This window comes from Bradyrhizobium sp. AZCC 2262 (assembly GCF_036924535.1).
Classification (GTDB): Bacteria; Pseudomonadota; Alphaproteobacteria; order Rhizobiales; family Xanthobacteraceae; genus Bradyrhizobium.
In genome coordinates this window covers 1,096,375-1,111,465 of the sequence record NZ_JAZHRT010000001.1, presented here as the reverse complement: position 1 = coordinate 1,111,465, position 15,091 = coordinate 1,096,375, and the positions used below count along the sequence as shown (strand labels likewise).

The window sequence follows — 15,091 nt, the reverse complement described above, 5'->3', positions numbered from 1 at the left end:
TGCCGCACACAGTGCCGCGCCCTGCGGCGCTTCGCGAAATCACGTTTCGTGTCGCTTGATTGCGAAGCCTGTTACGGCAGCAAAGTCTCGGGCAGCGCATCGAACGAATATCTGCGCGGCCGGTTGCGCTTGATGAAGCCGCCGATGGTCCAGGCAAACCAGATCGCGATGCCGACCAGAAACAACGCGCCGGTGAATTCGAAAGTCGCAAGCGCCCGGACGAGAAGCCCGACCATGGCGATCGCCAGCAACGCCAGCATCGCAACCGCGATGGCATAGGTCACCGTCCCAATGCCGCCGATCAGGGAAGCCTTGCTGTCCGCCTCCCGCATCCTTCGATGCAGTTCGGTGATGAAAGCACGGTAATCCTGGTCCTGCGGCGTCATCAACGTGATGGTCTGCCAGGTCGTCGAAAGGATGGCGATCCGTCCGCCGCCGGCCCGTTCGATATCGGCGCGAAATCGGCGGGGGTTGCATCGACATCGGCCGGTACGACAGGCGGATCGACGCGATATCCGCATAGGGCCACACGCCGGACCGGCGGCCGATCTGCCACACCAGTCCGGAATCCGTCAGTTCGAATTGATACGCCGACGAAACCAGTGACGCCTTGTAGGCGTAGCTGACCGTGCGCGCGCCCTCGCCTTCCGCGGCCTGGTTCGGTAGTGATGTCGGCAATCCAAAATATCCGTGTCGTTTGAAAACCGCCTGCTTGCGCGGTGCGCCAGCTTTACCTTACAAGCGGGCCATGGCCGAGACGACTTTTTTTCCGCGCCGCCTGATCCTGGCCGGCGCGATAGTTTCCGGAGTGCTGCTGGCGCTGGCCGTGCACATGCTGGGCGCGCGCTACGGGCTTGATCTCGGCGGCCTGTGGCGAACAGATACAAGCGACTTCATGCCCGCGGGCGCGGCGATCGCCTGGTGGCTGATCGCGACCGTCGGCTTTTCCGGCGGCTATTTTACCGCCAACCTGATGCACAGCGCGGCCTCGGGCCAGATTCCGCTGCGGATGCGCCAGTTCCTGATCGCCGTCGGCGTGCTGATCCTCGCCGGCGCCGGACAGGCCGCCTCCGCGCCGAGCCCTGTCCCGACCATATCAGGTGTGCTGGCCGGCCTTGCGGCCTTGTGCCTCGGCGCAGCAATGGCGTTTTGCGGCGCGCATTTCGCGCTACGCAAGGCCTGAGCGAATAGTGTCTTCGAGCGAAAGCCTGCCCCTAGGCGGTCAGGCGCTGCCGCGGTTGCGTCAGCATGTTCTCGACCTCGGCGGCGGGACGCGGGCGGCTGAACAGATAGCCTTGCGCCTGCGTGCAACCCTCCTGGCGCAACAGATCGAATTGCGCATCGGTCTCGACACCTTCAGCCGTGGTGACGATGCCGAGGCTCTTGCCGAGGCCGGTCACCGCCCGGACGATCGCCATCGAATCATCGCGCGTCGCCAGTTCGCTCACGAACGAACGGTCGATCTTGATCTTGTCGAACGGGAAACTGCGCAGGTAGCTCAGCGACGAATATCCCGTTCCGAAGTCGTCGAGCGAGATCCTGACGCCAAAGCCGCGAAGCTCGTGCAGAACCGCCAGCGTCGCCTCGCTGTTCTGCAGCAGCACCGATTCCGTTATCTCCAGTTCGAGCCGATGCGCCGGAAGGCCGGAGGCCTTCAATGCATCCTTCACCGACGATACCAGGTTGAGATTCTTGAACTGCACCGGCGAGAGATTGACGGCGACGCCGACGTCCTGCGACCATTGGGCCGCGTCCATACAGGCCTGGCGCAACACCCAGTCGCCGATCGGCACGATCAGGCCGGTTTCTTCCGCCAGCGGAATGAAGTTGACCGGTGAGATCATGCCGCGCAGTGAGTGGTTCCAGCGCGCGAGCGCCTCGAAAGCAACAACGACGTCCTTGGCGACGTCGCGGATCGGCTGGTAATAGACTTCGAACTCTCCACGGTGCAGCGCGGCGCGCAAGTCGAGTTCCAGTAGCCGCCGGGCCTGCGCGCGCGCGTCCATTCCGGTCTCGAAGAAGCGGTAGGTGCCGCGGCCGTCCTCCTTGGCGCGGTAGAGCGCAAGATCAGCCTTCTTCAGCAGCTCATCGGGGTTCTTGCCGTCCTCGGGCGCCAGCGAAATGCCGATACTGACCCCGATGACGAGCTGGTGACCGGCGATCTCGTAGGGCGCTGAAACCTTCTCGACCACATGGCTGGCGAGCATGGCGACGGCGGACGGCTCGCAATCGCTGCAGAACTGCACGATCGCGAATTCGTCGCCGCCGAGCCGCGCCACCGTGTCGTGCTCCGTCACGCATTCGCCGAGACGACGAGCGACCTCCTTCAGCAGCGCGTCGCCGACCGGATGACCAAGTGAATCGTTGATGTCCTTGAAGTGATCGAGATCGAGACACAGCACCGCAAGCTGATCGCTGCGCCTGACGAGCCGCAAGGCCTTTTCGAGTTGTTCGCGGAACAGCGTCCGGTTCGGCAGATTGGTCAGCGCGTCATGGCGCGCCATGTGCGAGATCTGTTCCTGGGCCGCCTGCCATTCGGTGATGTCCTCGAAGGTGGCGACCCATCCGCCGCCCTTCATGGGCTGATCGACCACGCGGAGCGAACGTCCGTTGCGACCCATCGTCTTGGTCACGGTCTTGCCGGCTCTCGCGTCCGCTACCACCGCCGCGAAGAACTCGTCGGGATCGCCGTCCCACTCGCCGACCCCTTTCACTTCGCGCAGAACGTCGATCAGCAGACGGCCCTGAAGCGGCATGCCGGTCCGGTCCATGAGCTCGACATAGCGCTGGTTGAACAGGAGGATGCGGCCGTCCGCATCGAACATACAAAGTCCCTGCGACATGTTTGTGATGGCTGAATCGAGCAGGATCTTTTGTTCATGGAGTTCGCCCTTTGCGGCGCGATCGAACATGGCCGCCAGCAGCGATATGCCGAGAATGGCAAAGGCCCCAATCGAGGTCAGAAACGAAAGCGCCGTCGGAGAAACCGTTAACGCATCGGAGCCGAGCGTCGGATCGGGAACCAGCGTAACGGCGCCCATGGCCGTGAAATGATGTGAAACGATTGCGACTGTCAGCAGGCCGGCGGCGGTCAGGGTATGAACAGTATCGTCGCGACGCACGGCGACGAGCATTGCAGTTGCCGCGAATACGCTTCCGAAAACGATCGAGGCCAAAACGGTACCGGGAGCCCACACAATGTAGGCGGGAAGCTCGAGTGCAGCCATGCCGGTATAGTGCATCGCCGCGACACCGGCGCCGATGATCGCACCGCCGATCGCAACGACCGACGGACGCGCACTGGACAGTGCAACGCAGAGGCCGATGGCGACAATGCACACCGCGAAGAGCAGCGACAAAAGCGTGACGGGTATGCTGTATCCGGCGCCGGCACCGGGATCGTAAGCCAGCATCGCGACGAAATGGGTAGCCCAGATTCCGCAGCCGCCGACAGCCGCGTCGAGGCAGATCCAGATCGCGCGCGTTCGGCCATGCGAGGCCCTGGCACGATGAAACAGGCTGATGGCGACCGCGCTGGCGAACGTGCAAATGGAGCCTGCCAGCAAAACCAGGCGCCAGTCATGCTCGGTGACGAGGCAATTCAGGACTTGGTACATTACAGACCCCTCAGTGGGCCTATAATTGCGGGTTCATTGGTATATTTTGGGGTAACCACCGCAGTTCAGTTGCGCGGATGGTGAACAAAATGCTTCTGGAGGCGCTGGCGAGGACAGTCTTGTTGCGCGCTATCCGGAAATGCCGGGAACCAGTTCGCCGCCGGTCTCGACCTTAAGCGAGGAGCCGGCAAAATCGCTTCCGATCGGCTGGTAGCGGCCGCCGAGATGCTTGGCGAGGAACGCCTCGGCCACCCCGAAGAAGGCGAGCCGGTTCTCCGGCCGCACGAAACCATGTCCCTCGTCGGGAAACGTGATGTAGGTGACGGGTACGCCGCGTTGCTTGAGCGCGGCCACCATCTGCTCGGATTCCGCGGCCACCACCCTGACGTCCCGCATCCCTTGTGCGATCAGAATGGGCTTGGTCGCACGATCGAGATGGTTGATCGGCGAGCGCTCGGCAAGAAAGGCGCGACCGGCCTCGGTGGCGGGATCGCCGAGGCGGTTTTTCCAGACGCTGAACCACGGCCCCCAATAGGGCGGAATGGTCGCCATGAAAGTGATGAGATTGGAAATTCCAAAGAGATCGACGATGCAGGCGAACACCTCGGGCGTCTTGGTCGCCGCCATCAAGGCGGAATAGCCGCCATAGCTGCCGCCGAAGAAGCCGACCCGTTTAGGATCGGCGATGCCCTGCGCCACCGCCCAGTCGACCGCGTCGATCAGGTCGTCATGCATCCGCCCGCCCCATTCACGGTCGGCGGCCTTGACGAACGCCTTGCCGAAGCCGGTCGAGCCCCGGTAGTTGACGCTCAGCACCGCATAGCCGCGGTTGGCGAGCCATTGGTGGGTCGAATTGAAACCCCAGACGTCGCGCCAATAGGGACCACCGTGGATCAGCAGCACCAGCGGCATCCGGCCGCCGCCCACTTCCGTCGCGGGCAATGTCAAATAGCCGTTGAGGCGCAAGCCGTCGCGGGACGGAATGATCACCGGCTGCATCTTTCGCAGCGGTACGTCGGCCAGCGCCTTGCGCTGGACCAGCAGCTTGCTCACCTCGCGGCTTTCGCGGTCGAGCAGCGCGAATTCGCCGCTCTCGCTGTCGCGCTCGAAGAACACGCTTGCCTTCCGCCGGTCGGCGCTGTCGCTGAGAAAGTAGACGTCGCCAGGTCCGTGCCGGGCGAGATCCGCGATGTCCTGCTTGGCGCCGGGGTCGATGGCATACCAGCGGGAGCGGTCGCGGTTCGCCCGGGCGGCGACAGGACGGCGCTGCTCGTCGAGCGTGACCTCGACGATATCGGCTTCGTCATCGGCGGCGAGCAATCTTGTCTCGCGCGTCGTCATGTCCATGGAAAACAGCGCGGCCTTGTCGCGTTCGCGCGAGTCGATAAAGTAGAGCGTGTTGCCATCGGCACCCATGTCAATGAGCCTGAAGGCATCGATATCGCCGATCGGCACCTGAATGAACGGCGTCCATGTACCATCCGCCTTGCGCTCGAAAACCTCCGTGGTGCCGTCGGCCGCGAGGCGCGTCGCCAGCCGCAGCTGAAAGTCGCTATCCGTGAACAGGTCGGCATATTCGGTGTTCACGAACTTCAGTTCGCTGGCGCCGGTCAGGATGTTGATCCGGAACAGATCGAAGCGGCTCTTGTCGCGCGCATTGTGCCGGAACAGCATCTCTTCCGGAAATTTGCGATCGACTTCCTGAAGGGACGACTTTACGCCTTGCTCCGGCGTCAGCGGAACGATCGCGCCGCTCGTGATATCGACGCAGGCGGCACGCCAGTTCTCGTCGCCGTCACGTTCCCTGAAGAACACCAGATGATGGCTGGTGTAGGCCCAACGGTAGTAGCCTCCGATGTTGCGGTCGGTGACGTGGGTAACGGCCCGCGCCGCAGCCGGATCGTTCAGCGGCGCCACCCACAGATTGTTCACGCCGTTGAGCGGCGCGATGTAGGCGACGTTCTGCCCGTCAGGGCTCACCCGCACATTGGCGCAATCGGGATTGTCGAAAAAGACCCGGCGCGCGACCACCGCAGCCGGCTCTGCGCGCGCCTGCAGCACAAGCCCCGCCATCGGCAGCGCGGTGCCGAGCATGGCCGCATGACGCAGGAAATCGCGGCGATCGATCGGCGCGGTGGGCATTGCGGAGCCTCCCCCTGACGGCAACGCGACGTTGCTGTTCTGTAAGGTTAAACGGCGCGGAACATTTGCACAAATTACAACCGGTTCATGATTCTTCGTGACCCGCCATGTCGATAGGCGACCCCCACCAGATCGCTGCGGCGGCTGCGAGCAGCACGCCCGCCGAAATGATCAGCGATGCATGCAGCCCTGTCATGAAAGCACCGGACTGGCCGACCAGCGAACCGAACAAGGCGACGCCCAGCACGCTGCCGGTTTGCCGGGTCGCATTGAGCACGCCGGCGGCGATGCCCGAACGCGATTTCTCCACGCTGCCGAGCAGCGTCGATGTCAATGGCGGCACCAGCAACCCAAGACCCGTGCTCATCGCAATCAGCTGCAGGCAGATCGCCCAGTAGCTCGTATCGGCCGCGATACCGAGCATCGCGAGGCATCCGGCCGCGGAGAGCGCCGCACCGGCAGCGATGGTGGCGCGCGCGCCGATATATTCGGTCACGCGGGGCGCGACCAGATTCACGGGCAACACCGCGCCCATCATCGGCACGAAAGCGAGCCCGGTTTCGAATGCCGACAATCCATTGATCTGCTGGAAATAGAGGCTGAGCACGAAGATCAAGCCGTAGATCGCGACATTGACGAGCAGGCCGATCAGCGACGTCAGTGCGAACATCCGGTTCTGAAACAGCCGCAGCGGCAGCATGGGTTGCGGCGCACGCGCTTCGCGCCAGACGAACAGCACCGCAAAGATCGCAGACGCCGCAAAGCCCGCGATGACGAACGGACTGCTCCATCCGAGCGAGCCACCTTCGATAATGGCGCCGGCGAGAAAACCGAGCGCCGCGACCGCGGCAACCTGACCCGGCAAGTCGATCCCGCGCTGCGCAGATCGCGTCGTCTCGCCGGCAAAACGCCACGCCAGCCACAGCCCCGCAAGGCCGATCGGCAGATTGACCAGGAAGATCGAGCGCCAGCCGACCAGCGTAATCAGGCCGCCGCCCACAAAGGGACCAGCCGTCAGCGCAAGGCTCGCGCCGGCGGCCCAGATACCGACCGCGCGTCCGCGCGCTTTTTCGTCAGGATAGGCGTGACTGAGCAGCGCCAGCGAGTTCGGCACCAGAATGGCGGCCGCCAGGCCCTGGACACAGCGCGCGGAAATCAGGGTCGCTGCATTGGGCGCCAGCGCGCAGGCAACGGAGGCCGCCGTAAAGAGAGGGCAAAGCCCGCGATGAATATCCGCTTGGAACCGATCCGATCGCCCAGCGCGCCCGCCGTCAGGATGAAGGCCGCAAAAGCGATGGTGTAGGCGCTCACCACCCATTGCAACTCGGCGACGCCGCCGCCAAGCGAGATTCCGATGGCATTGACCGCGGTGTTGACGATGGTGACGTCGAGCTGAACCACGCCATAACCGAGACTCATCGCCGCGAGCGTCAGCGACGTTGCCAATCTTGACGGCGCCGGTCCGGCTTTCGAAACCGGCTTGAATTCGAGAGAAGCGCTTCGCATGGATCACCTCAATTTGGGGATCCAACGCCATTCCATGAGGTCCGTTTCAATAGAACATTTCGGCAAAGATCGAAGTATGGATGTATCCGGCGGTTGCCTTACGACAAAAAGCCGCGCGAGGTGCCCCCCGCGCGGCTTTTTGCCTCATTCAACGGAACAGATCAGCCTGCGGCCCGCAGGTTGACCTTGCCTTCCGCCAGCGAGGTCAGCTTTTGGTCAGTGGTCTTTTCCTCGTCGAGCGTCTTCTGCAGAATGCTGGCGCAGTCGTTGCGTCCAAGCTGCCGCGCCCACGCGATCAGGCTGCCGTAGCGGGTGATCTCATAGTGCTCGGCGGCCTGCGCGGCGTTGATCAGCGCGGCGTCCAGCACGGCCTTGTCGGCGATCTCGCCTGCGACGTCGTCCGCTTCCTCGATGATGCCGTCGATCGCCGGGCAATCGACCGCCTTCACCTCGGCGCCCTGCATGCGGAATACCTCTTCGAGGCGCTGCACATGCGTCCTGGTTTGATCGAGATGGCTCAAAAAGCCCTGTTTAAGCTGCTTGTCGGTGGCTTTTTCCGCCATCTTCGGCAGGGCCTTCACGAGTTGTTTCTCGGCGTAATAGATGTCCTGCAATTGATGTATGAACAGGTCGTTCATCGTCTTGATGTCTTTGCTGAAGAGTCCCATTGCCGTCGTCCTTTGTTTGGGGAACATGCAGGCACAGGCCTTTTTCCGGCCGGATGCGTGCGCTTCATGTTCGATGCTGATGGGAGCTAACCAGCACGCGAAAAGGATGTTCCTAAGGGCCTCGAAAACGCCGTGATGGAAGGACGGAGCGGCAAAATGAGCCCGCGGAACGGACCTCGTTGCGACTCAAAATCGTTAATACGGCGACATATGTAGGGCGTATGACAGGGACGGCGGACGAAGCCAAAAGGCATGTTTGTCAAGGGCTGCACAACGGCCCGGTTTTGGCTTATGGATTTCGCGCACGGTGCCTCTGACCGTCGACTGTCACCTGTCGTGACAGGTCCCATTTTTACGTGTTGCCCCCCGCCGGGAGGATGAATGCATCGGCTGCTGACCGCGCTCGGGCGTGGCTTCAAGAAGAAGATCGGCTGGAAACGGCTAGGAATCGCTGCGAGTCTTCTCATCATCGGTCTTGCGATCACCCATCTGGTTCACACCCTCAAGGGGGTCGACACCGGGGTCATCCTGACTGCGCTCGCCGACATCGCCCCGCACCGCATTGCGCTGGCCGCGCTGTGCGTGGTGGGCGCGTTTTGCACGCTGACCTTCTATGATTTCTTTGCCTTGCGGACCATTGGCAAGACGCACGTGCCCTATCGCATCGCCGCGATGTCGAGCTTCACCAGCTACACTATCGGGCACAATATCGGCGCCACCGTCTTCACCGGCGGCGCGATCCGGTTCCGGATCTATTCCGACTACGGCCTGACCGCGATCGATGTCGCAAAAATCTGCTTCCTCTCGGGCCTCACCTTCTGGCTCGGTAATCTGTTCGTGCTCGGCTGCGGCATGGCCTGGCATCCCGAGGCGGCATCGGCGATGGACCTGCTGCCGCCGGCGATGAACCGGCTGATCGCGATCGGCTGCCTTGCCGGCATCGTCGCCTATTTCCTTTGGTTGCTGATGGGCGAAGGCCGCCGCGAACTCGGGCAGAACGGCTGGAAGGTCGTGTTGCCGTCCGCCCGGCTGACGCTGCTGCAGGTCCTGATCGGCGTCGTCGATCTCGGCTTCTGCGCGCTGGCAATGTATCTGTTGATGCCGACCGACCCGCATATCGACTTCGTTTCGCTGGCGGTGGTGTTCATCCTGGCAACGCTGCTCGGTTTTGCCAGTCATGCCCCCGGCAGCATCGGCGTGTTCGACGCTGCGATGCTGGTGGCGCTGCCGCAGTTCAGCAAGGAACAGCTGCTGGCGACGCTGGTGGTGTTCCGGATCCTGTACTTCCTGATCCCCTTCGGCATCTCGATCTGGATCATGGGGACGCGCGAACTCTGGCTTAGTGTGCTGCAACCCTGGCTTGAGCGGCGCCGGCCCGGGGAAGCCTGCACGGCCAGGGCCCGGGTGCGGCAACCGATGAAGCGCCGGCAATCCCAAGGCCGGTAACGGCGTCGTTATCTGCGCCGTCCGGTCTTTTGACGCAGAGCTGCCTCATTCTCTTATTTCTGCCTTACCGCTAACGTCAAACGACGCCATGGCTGCAATCCTCCTACGTTCAATACTGTCGGTCGCGCTGGTTGCCGGCGCGCTGGCCGGCATATCCACGTCCACTGCACAAGCCCAGACCGCCGGCGGCTATGGGCCGCTGCAGATTTCCTGGGAGGTGCGCAACCGCTTCCGCCTGTTCCGCGAGGAACGGGATTTCCTGCTGCACGCCGAAAGCAGCCGCGGCCGAAGCGTGCTGGCCTCGGAGCAGGTGCTGGCAGTCCAGAGCGACGGCCGCGGCTGGGCGCGCAACACGGTGAACCGGCTCTGTATCGATCTCGCCGGCCACGTCAACGAGCCCTGCACGCGCGACAACGTCAAGGAAAGCTATCTCACCCCGATCGATCATCCGGTCGTGATCCGCCTGACCGGCCCGGTACCGGTCGGCGCCACCTGCGCCTGGACGGTCGACGATGGCGACGGCCCGCAAACCTCCAACTTCGACTGCGCCGAACCGGTCAATCTCCGGGTCCGCTACGGCCGCACCACGGGGGTGACCGCCGACGTGTCCAGTTCGGAGGGCAGTCAGCGCGTGTTCACCGAGATCGCAGTGCGCGACATCTTGATCGCCGGCCTCGGCGACAGCGTCGCTTCCGGCGAGGGAAATCCGGACCGGCCGGTTGCGCTGGCCGATGAAGGCTTTTGCTTCCGCTCCTATCTCGGAACGGCCGCCGCGCAATATTACCGTCCGAGCCGCGCCGGCTACAAAGGCGGACGCGCCTGCGAGGCGCCGGACTTGCTGACGGTCTGGCAGCGGCAGAGCGCGCTCTGGTTCAATCCTGCCTGCCACCGTTCGCTCTACAGCTATCAGACCCGGACCGCACTGGCGCTCGCGGTGCGATATCCGCACATCGCGGTGACCTATCTGCCGCTGGCCTGCACCGGCGCCACCATTGCCGACGGGCTGTTCGGCTCGCAGCGCGCCCGCGACTGCCTGCCGTCGAAATCGGGCGGTGCGTGCCAGGGCACCGTCAACGGGCAACTGTCCGAACTGCGCGACGCCATCAGCGCCGCGAAACGCCGGCAACCGGATCGCAAGCTCGACCTGGTGCTGCTGTCGATCGGCGCCAACGACATCTATTTTTCCGGCCTCGTCGCCGACGTGATCGTGGACACGGCGACCGAACGCGCGCTGTTTCGGCGCAGCGGCGTGATGGCCTCGGTGGACGACGCACGCAGCGCGATGACGCGGGACCTGCCGCAGGGCTTTGCCAAGCTGCGCGAGGCGCTGAAGCCGCTTGTCGGCGACCTGTCGCGGGTGGTCTATACCTCCTACGCCAATCCGACGCTGGCGAATGGCGGCGCGCCCTGCCCCGGCGGACGCGCCGGCTTCGACATTCATCCCTCCTTCAATGCGCAGCCGCAGCGGCTGGCCGCCGTGTCGAACTTCGTCGAAAGCGAATTCCTGCCGCAGTTGAGAGGACTGGCGCTCTGCGAGGGCGGCATCCTGTGCCGCAATCCGCGCACCGACCGCATGACCTTCGTCGATGGCCATCAGACCAGCTTTGCCAGCCACGGTTTCTGCGCGCGCGCCGAAAGCGATCCCGAATTCGACCGGCAGTGCTTCTCGGCGACCGGCAACAGCTTCGATCCCGATATCGTCACCGCCGCCAACCAGCCGATGCTGTGCGGCCGCAGCGCCGGCGAGTACCGCGCTTACCTGCCCCGCGCGCGCTGGATCCGCGATGCCAATGACAGCTACTTCGCGGCGATGACCTACCCGCAAGGGCTGCCGACATCGCAGCAGCCGGCCGACATCCATGACGCGACCTGGGGCGTGTTGTCGGCGGTCTATGGCGGTGCCGTGCATCCGAGCGCCGAAGGCCACGCCGCGATGGCGGATGCCGCTGTGCCGGCCGCCGCCGCAGTCCTGCAGCTAGATGCGGGCGTACCTGACGTCAGCTCGCAGCCGATGGCGCCGATCCCGGTTGCGCCGGACGTACCGCGACCGCCGGGCAGAACCGGATTGAACTAGCGCAGCATCAGGCTGGCACGTGACGGCGGGGCATCTCGTGCCCCGAACGCAATCGGCATGAGTGCCGCGAGCCCGAGGCCCATCCTACTTTGCATGGGGTTGTTTTCGATATTTTGTGTTTGGACCGCGCTAACGCGCGGGCGCAGGAACGGGTGCAGGCGCAGCGGCCTTCTTCGGCGCCGCCGGGGCCTTTGCCGGACCGACCGGCAGCTTCATCGCCGCCGCCTGCGCCGGAAGATATTTTATAATGATGGGCGGATCGACCTGGGCCAGCGCCGTATCCGGCAGGCGGGTCCAGACCTCATCCTTGCCCAGCAACGAGATGCCGAGATAACCGCGCATCGTCAACGTCTGCCCATCGGGACTGAGCGTCATCTTGGCCTTGTAGATCTTGCCGTCGCGCGGATCGAGCACGTTGCCGTTCTCGTATTTCAATCCGTCGCGCTTCATGTCCCGGATGAAGGACATCCCGAGCCAGGGCGCGTCCTTTCGATCGTCGGCGCATTTCGAGCAGACCGGATTGGGCGGATCGTCGGCATCGAGAAACAACTTGGCGAACACGCCTTCGAAGACGCCGTTGTGATCGACCACCAGGAACCATCCGACCGGCTTGCCCTTCTCGACCTTCTCCCACAGCCCGGCAGCAGAAAACTCCGCCGGCTGCGCGGCGAGTTCACCGGCGAATGCGAGCCCGATCACGATCGGAAGTATCAGTTGAAGTCCGGCCAGCTTGCGCATCGTCATCACCTGATCAATCCCTTAAATCAATGGGCGCAGACTAAGGCCATTTCGCGGATGGTTCCAGTGACGATCGTGCACGCGCTCCGGCAAAGCTTTCGCGAACCCAACTGTCATATTTTGGGATTCAATTGACCCCGAGCTTCTTCTGCAGGCTCGACGACGAGGTGGTGTACTGGAACACCAGCCGCTTGTCCGGATAGACGTAGCGGTGCGCCTTCTGCGCCATCAGCGCGCCTTCATGGAATCCGGACAGGATCAACTTGAGCTTGCCGGGATAGGTGTTGATGTCGCCGATCGCGAAGATGCCGGGAACATTGGTCTCGAACGCGGCGGTCTCGACCGGCACGAGATTGTTCTCGAGCGCGACGCCCCAGTTCGCCACCGGGCCGAGCTTCATGGTCAGCCCGAAGAACGGCAGCATCGTATCGCAGTCGATCTTCGAGATCGCGTTGTCGTTGCCTTTCATCACGGCCCCGGAAAGCTTGCCGCTCTCGCCTTCCAGCGAGGTAACCTGACCGATCTTCAGATCCATTTTTCCGCCAGCCACCAGCGCGCGCATCTGCTCGACGCTGTGAGGCGCGGCGCGGAAATCGTCGCGCCGGTGCAGAAGCGTCACGCGCCTGGCGATCGGATGCAGATTGAGCGTCCAGTCGAGCGCGGAATCGCCACCGCCGACGATCAGGATGGTCTTGTCGCGGAACTGCTCCATCTTGCGTACGGCGTAGTGTACCGAGGTGCCTTCGTAGGCCTCGATGCCCGGCACCGGCGGACGCTTCGGCTGGAACGAACCGCCGCCCGCCGAAATCACCACCACCTTGCACTCGAACACCTGGCCGGCATCGGTCGTGACGCGAAAGGCGGGATCGCCGATCTTCTCGATCGTCTCCACCATCTCGTTGAGATGGAAGGTCGGATGAAACGGCTTGATCTGTTCGAGCAGCGCCTCCGTCAGGCCCTGGCCGGTGACGAAGGGAATGCCGGGAATGTCGTAGATCGGTTTTTCCGGGTAGAGCTCGGCGCACTGGCCGCCGATCTTGTCGAGGATGTCGACCAGATGCACCTTCATGTCCAACAGGCCCAGTTCGAAGACGGCAAACAGGCCGCACGGACCCGCGCCAATAATCAACACATCGGTTTTGATCGCTTCGCTCATGTCAGCTTCTTTTCGGTTGAACCTGGCGGGAAGGCCGCATCTGTCTAGCCAACCCAAGGCTAACAGGAAAGCCATAATATGGTGTTCGGGACGACGGCAACCCCTTGCCGTCATTCGACAAGTGGGCTGTAAGGGAACGAGATTTTCGGAGATGGCCCCGTGAACGCCCCCTTGCGTCCCGACGCGACCCCGCGCCTGGAGGATTTTCCCTATCGCTTGTCGGACAATGTCAGATTTGCCGACCTCGATCCCAACCAGCACGTCAACAACGCTGTTTACGCCACCTATTTCGAGACCGGCCGCGTCACGCTGATGAAGGACCGCAGCTACGGGCTGATGCCGGACGGCGTCACCTGGATCATGGTCCGGCTCGATATGCATTTCCGCGCTGAATTGCGCTGGCCCGGTACGATCGAAATGGGACTTGGCGTCGTCAAGTTCGGCCGGACTTCCGTCACCTTCGATCAGGTGGTGTTCTGCGAAGGCATATGCGTGGCTTCAGCGCAATCGGTATCGGTGCTGCTCGACGAAGCGACGCGCAAGCCGACGCCGTTGACGCCGGACATCCTGGCGAATTTTCAGCGCTGGATTCGCCGCGGAGCAAAACCGGCATGACACGCGCGGCGATGTTGTTGCGGCCGTCGGGTACGCGCCGCTACCCTCTCGCACACCACGCGAAGGGGCGGCGCGTGAACCATCTCGCCGATAATGCCAACGCCGGACCGCGCTGAATGTTTTCCGAACCTCAGGCCTGCCGTTCCGGCGTCGACACCACGAGGCCGTCGAGGTCGTCGCTCACCTTGATCTGGCACGACAGGCGCGAGTTCGGCCGCACGTCGAAACCGAAATCCAGCATGTCTTCTTCCATCGGGGTCGGAGCGCCGACCTTCTCGCGCCAGGCTTCGTCGACATAGACGTGGCAGGTCGCACACGCGCAGGCGCCGCCGCATTCGGCTTCGATGCCAGGAACGGCGTTGCGGATCGCGGCTTCCATCACGGTCGCGCCGTTCTCGACTTCAATGGTTCGTTTTTCGCCGGTATGGTCGACAAAGTGGATTTTGGCCATGATCGCTCGTGCTGCCGGAATATGTAAGGTCCCGCAGTCCTATAACGGGTCGATCCGCACAGCGCCAGCGGTCGGGACGAAAACCTGAGGCCGCAATTTAACGGCATTTCGGCCGATACGGACCCGCTTTCCGCTCAGGAACGGCGCAGAATCGCCTCGATCGCCGCCCGCGCCTCTGCGACCGCCTCGCCGAGCTCGGCGAGTGCTGCGGACGTATCGAAACCTCTGGCGATGGCCACCTCCAGCCGGGCGGCGGCGTCAGCGACCGCAAAAGCGCCGATCGCGCGGGCCGAGCCCTTGAGCGTGTGCGCCAGCGCGCTGGCATCCGCAGGTATGGCGGCGAGCATGTGCATGTGCCTTGCCGATTGGGCCAGGAACATCGTCAACACCTCCTGCTCGATGTCGGCATCGCCGAGCGTCATGCGTTGGAGGTGCTCGAAATCGACCGGCCCGTCGCCGGGAGCCAGCGGTGGCGATGGCATCCATTCTATCCGTTCGAGGTGAAGCGGCATGGCCCAGGTCCGGATCGCCCCAACACAGTGATTCTACGGAAGGGCATTTTCCGCCAGCCAACCACGGCAACAGTTAACGGAACGTTCTCAGAATTAGCCGTAGTTTTGCCTGATTTTAGCCGGCAATCGGCCTGGATTTGCGATTCGCTTCCAGAAATCTGTGTAT

12 protein-coding genes and 1 pseudogene are annotated in these 15,091 nt (G+C 63.3%); 4 read left to right on the top strand and 9 right to left on the bottom strand.

Going from position 1 to position 15,091, the window contains the following annotated elements; translation table 11 throughout:
- Nucleotides 1-71: 71 nt before the first annotated feature.
- Nucleotides 72-386 (bottom strand): hypothetical protein, encoded by a 315-nt coding sequence (locus V1283_RS04990; protein WP_334385339.1) that lies wholly within the window; start codon nt 384-386, stop codon nt 72-74.
- A 362-nt stretch (nt 387-748) separates the two neighbouring features.
- Here V1283_RS04990 and V1283_RS04985 point away from each other — a divergent pair, with 362 nt between their 5' ends.
- Complete coding sequence (locus V1283_RS04985) at nt 749-1,183, top strand: hypothetical protein (protein ID WP_334385338.1); 435 nt, start codon at nt 749-751, stop codon at nt 1,181-1,183.
- A 31-nt stretch (nt 1,184-1,214) separates the two neighbouring features.
- On the opposite strand, the gene V1283_RS04980 is transcribed toward V1283_RS04985, so the two are convergent.
- The 4 genes and pseudogenes from V1283_RS04980 to V1283_RS04965 form a co-directional block, all read right to left on the bottom strand.
- Nucleotides 1,215-3,617 (bottom strand): EAL domain-containing protein, encoded by a 2,403-nt coding sequence (locus V1283_RS04980; protein ID WP_334385337.1) that lies wholly within the window; start codon nt 3,615-3,617, stop codon nt 1,215-1,217.
- Nucleotides 3,618-3,746: 129 nt separating this feature from the next.
- Nucleotides 3,747-5,759, bottom strand: coding sequence for a S9 family peptidase (locus tag V1283_RS04975; protein WP_334385336.1), 2,013 nt, complete (start codon nt 5,757-5,759; stop codon nt 3,747-3,749).
- Nucleotides 5,760-5,844: 85 nt separating this feature from the next.
- Nucleotides 5,845-7,265: pseudogene (locus V1283_RS04970) on the bottom strand (MFS transporter).
- A gap of 161 nt (nt 7,266-7,426) precedes the next feature.
- Complete coding sequence (locus tag V1283_RS04965; protein ID WP_334385335.1) at nt 7,427-7,933, bottom strand: YciE/YciF ferroxidase family protein; 507 nt, start codon at nt 7,931-7,933, stop codon at nt 7,427-7,429.
- A 381-nt stretch (nt 7,934-8,314) separates the two neighbouring features.
- On the opposite strand from V1283_RS04965, the gene V1283_RS04960 reads away from it, so the two are divergent.
- Both V1283_RS04960 and V1283_RS04955 read left to right on the top strand, forming a co-directional pair.
- A complete protein-coding gene (locus tag V1283_RS04960) occupies nt 8,315-9,379 on the top strand; it encodes a lysylphosphatidylglycerol synthase transmembrane domain-containing protein (RefSeq protein ID WP_334385334.1) in 1,065 nt (354 codons plus the stop codon).
- Nucleotides 9,380-9,467: 88 nt separating this feature from the next.
- Nucleotides 9,468-11,453 carry a hypothetical protein gene (locus tag V1283_RS04955; RefSeq protein ID WP_334385333.1) on the top strand — a complete coding sequence of 662 codons (1,986 nt, stop codon included), beginning with the start codon at nt 9,468-9,470 and terminating at the stop codon, nt 11,451-11,453.
- Nucleotides 11,454-11,582: 129 nt separating this feature from the next.
- On the opposite strand, the gene V1283_RS04950 is transcribed toward V1283_RS04955, so the two are convergent.
- Nucleotides 11,583-12,197: a DUF2147 domain-containing protein gene (locus tag V1283_RS04950; protein WP_442895702.1), complete on the bottom strand. Its 615-nt coding sequence runs from the start codon at nt 12,195-12,197 to the stop codon at nt 11,583-11,585.
- 121 nt (nt 12,198-12,318) lie between these two features.
- Nucleotides 12,319-13,347 carry an NAD(P)/FAD-dependent oxidoreductase gene (locus V1283_RS04945; RefSeq protein WP_334385332.1) on the bottom strand — a complete coding sequence of 343 codons (1,029 nt, stop codon included), beginning with the start codon at nt 13,345-13,347 and terminating at the stop codon, nt 12,319-12,321.
- Between the two features lie 159 nt (nt 13,348-13,506).
- Between V1283_RS04945 and V1283_RS04940 the strand changes: the two genes are divergently transcribed.
- Nucleotides 13,507-13,962, top strand: a complete 456-nt coding sequence (locus V1283_RS04940; RefSeq protein WP_334385331.1) for an acyl-CoA thioesterase — start codon at nt 13,507-13,509, stop codon at nt 13,960-13,962.
- A gap of 130 nt (nt 13,963-14,092) precedes the next feature.
- Here the strand turns inward: V1283_RS04940 and V1283_RS04935 are convergent, their stop codons facing one another.
- On the bottom strand, nt 14,093-14,413 hold the full coding sequence (locus V1283_RS04935) for a 2Fe-2S iron-sulfur cluster-binding protein (protein WP_065749294.1): 321 nt from the start codon (nt 14,411-14,413) through the stop codon (nt 14,093-14,095).
- A gap of 134 nt (nt 14,414-14,547) precedes the next feature.
- The gene (locus tag V1283_RS04930; protein ID WP_334385330.1) at nt 14,548-14,925 is read right to left on the bottom strand and encodes an Hpt domain-containing protein; all 378 of its coding nucleotides are present in this window, start codon (nt 14,923-14,925) and stop codon (nt 14,548-14,550) included.
- Nucleotides 14,926-15,091 lie beyond the last annotated feature (166 nt).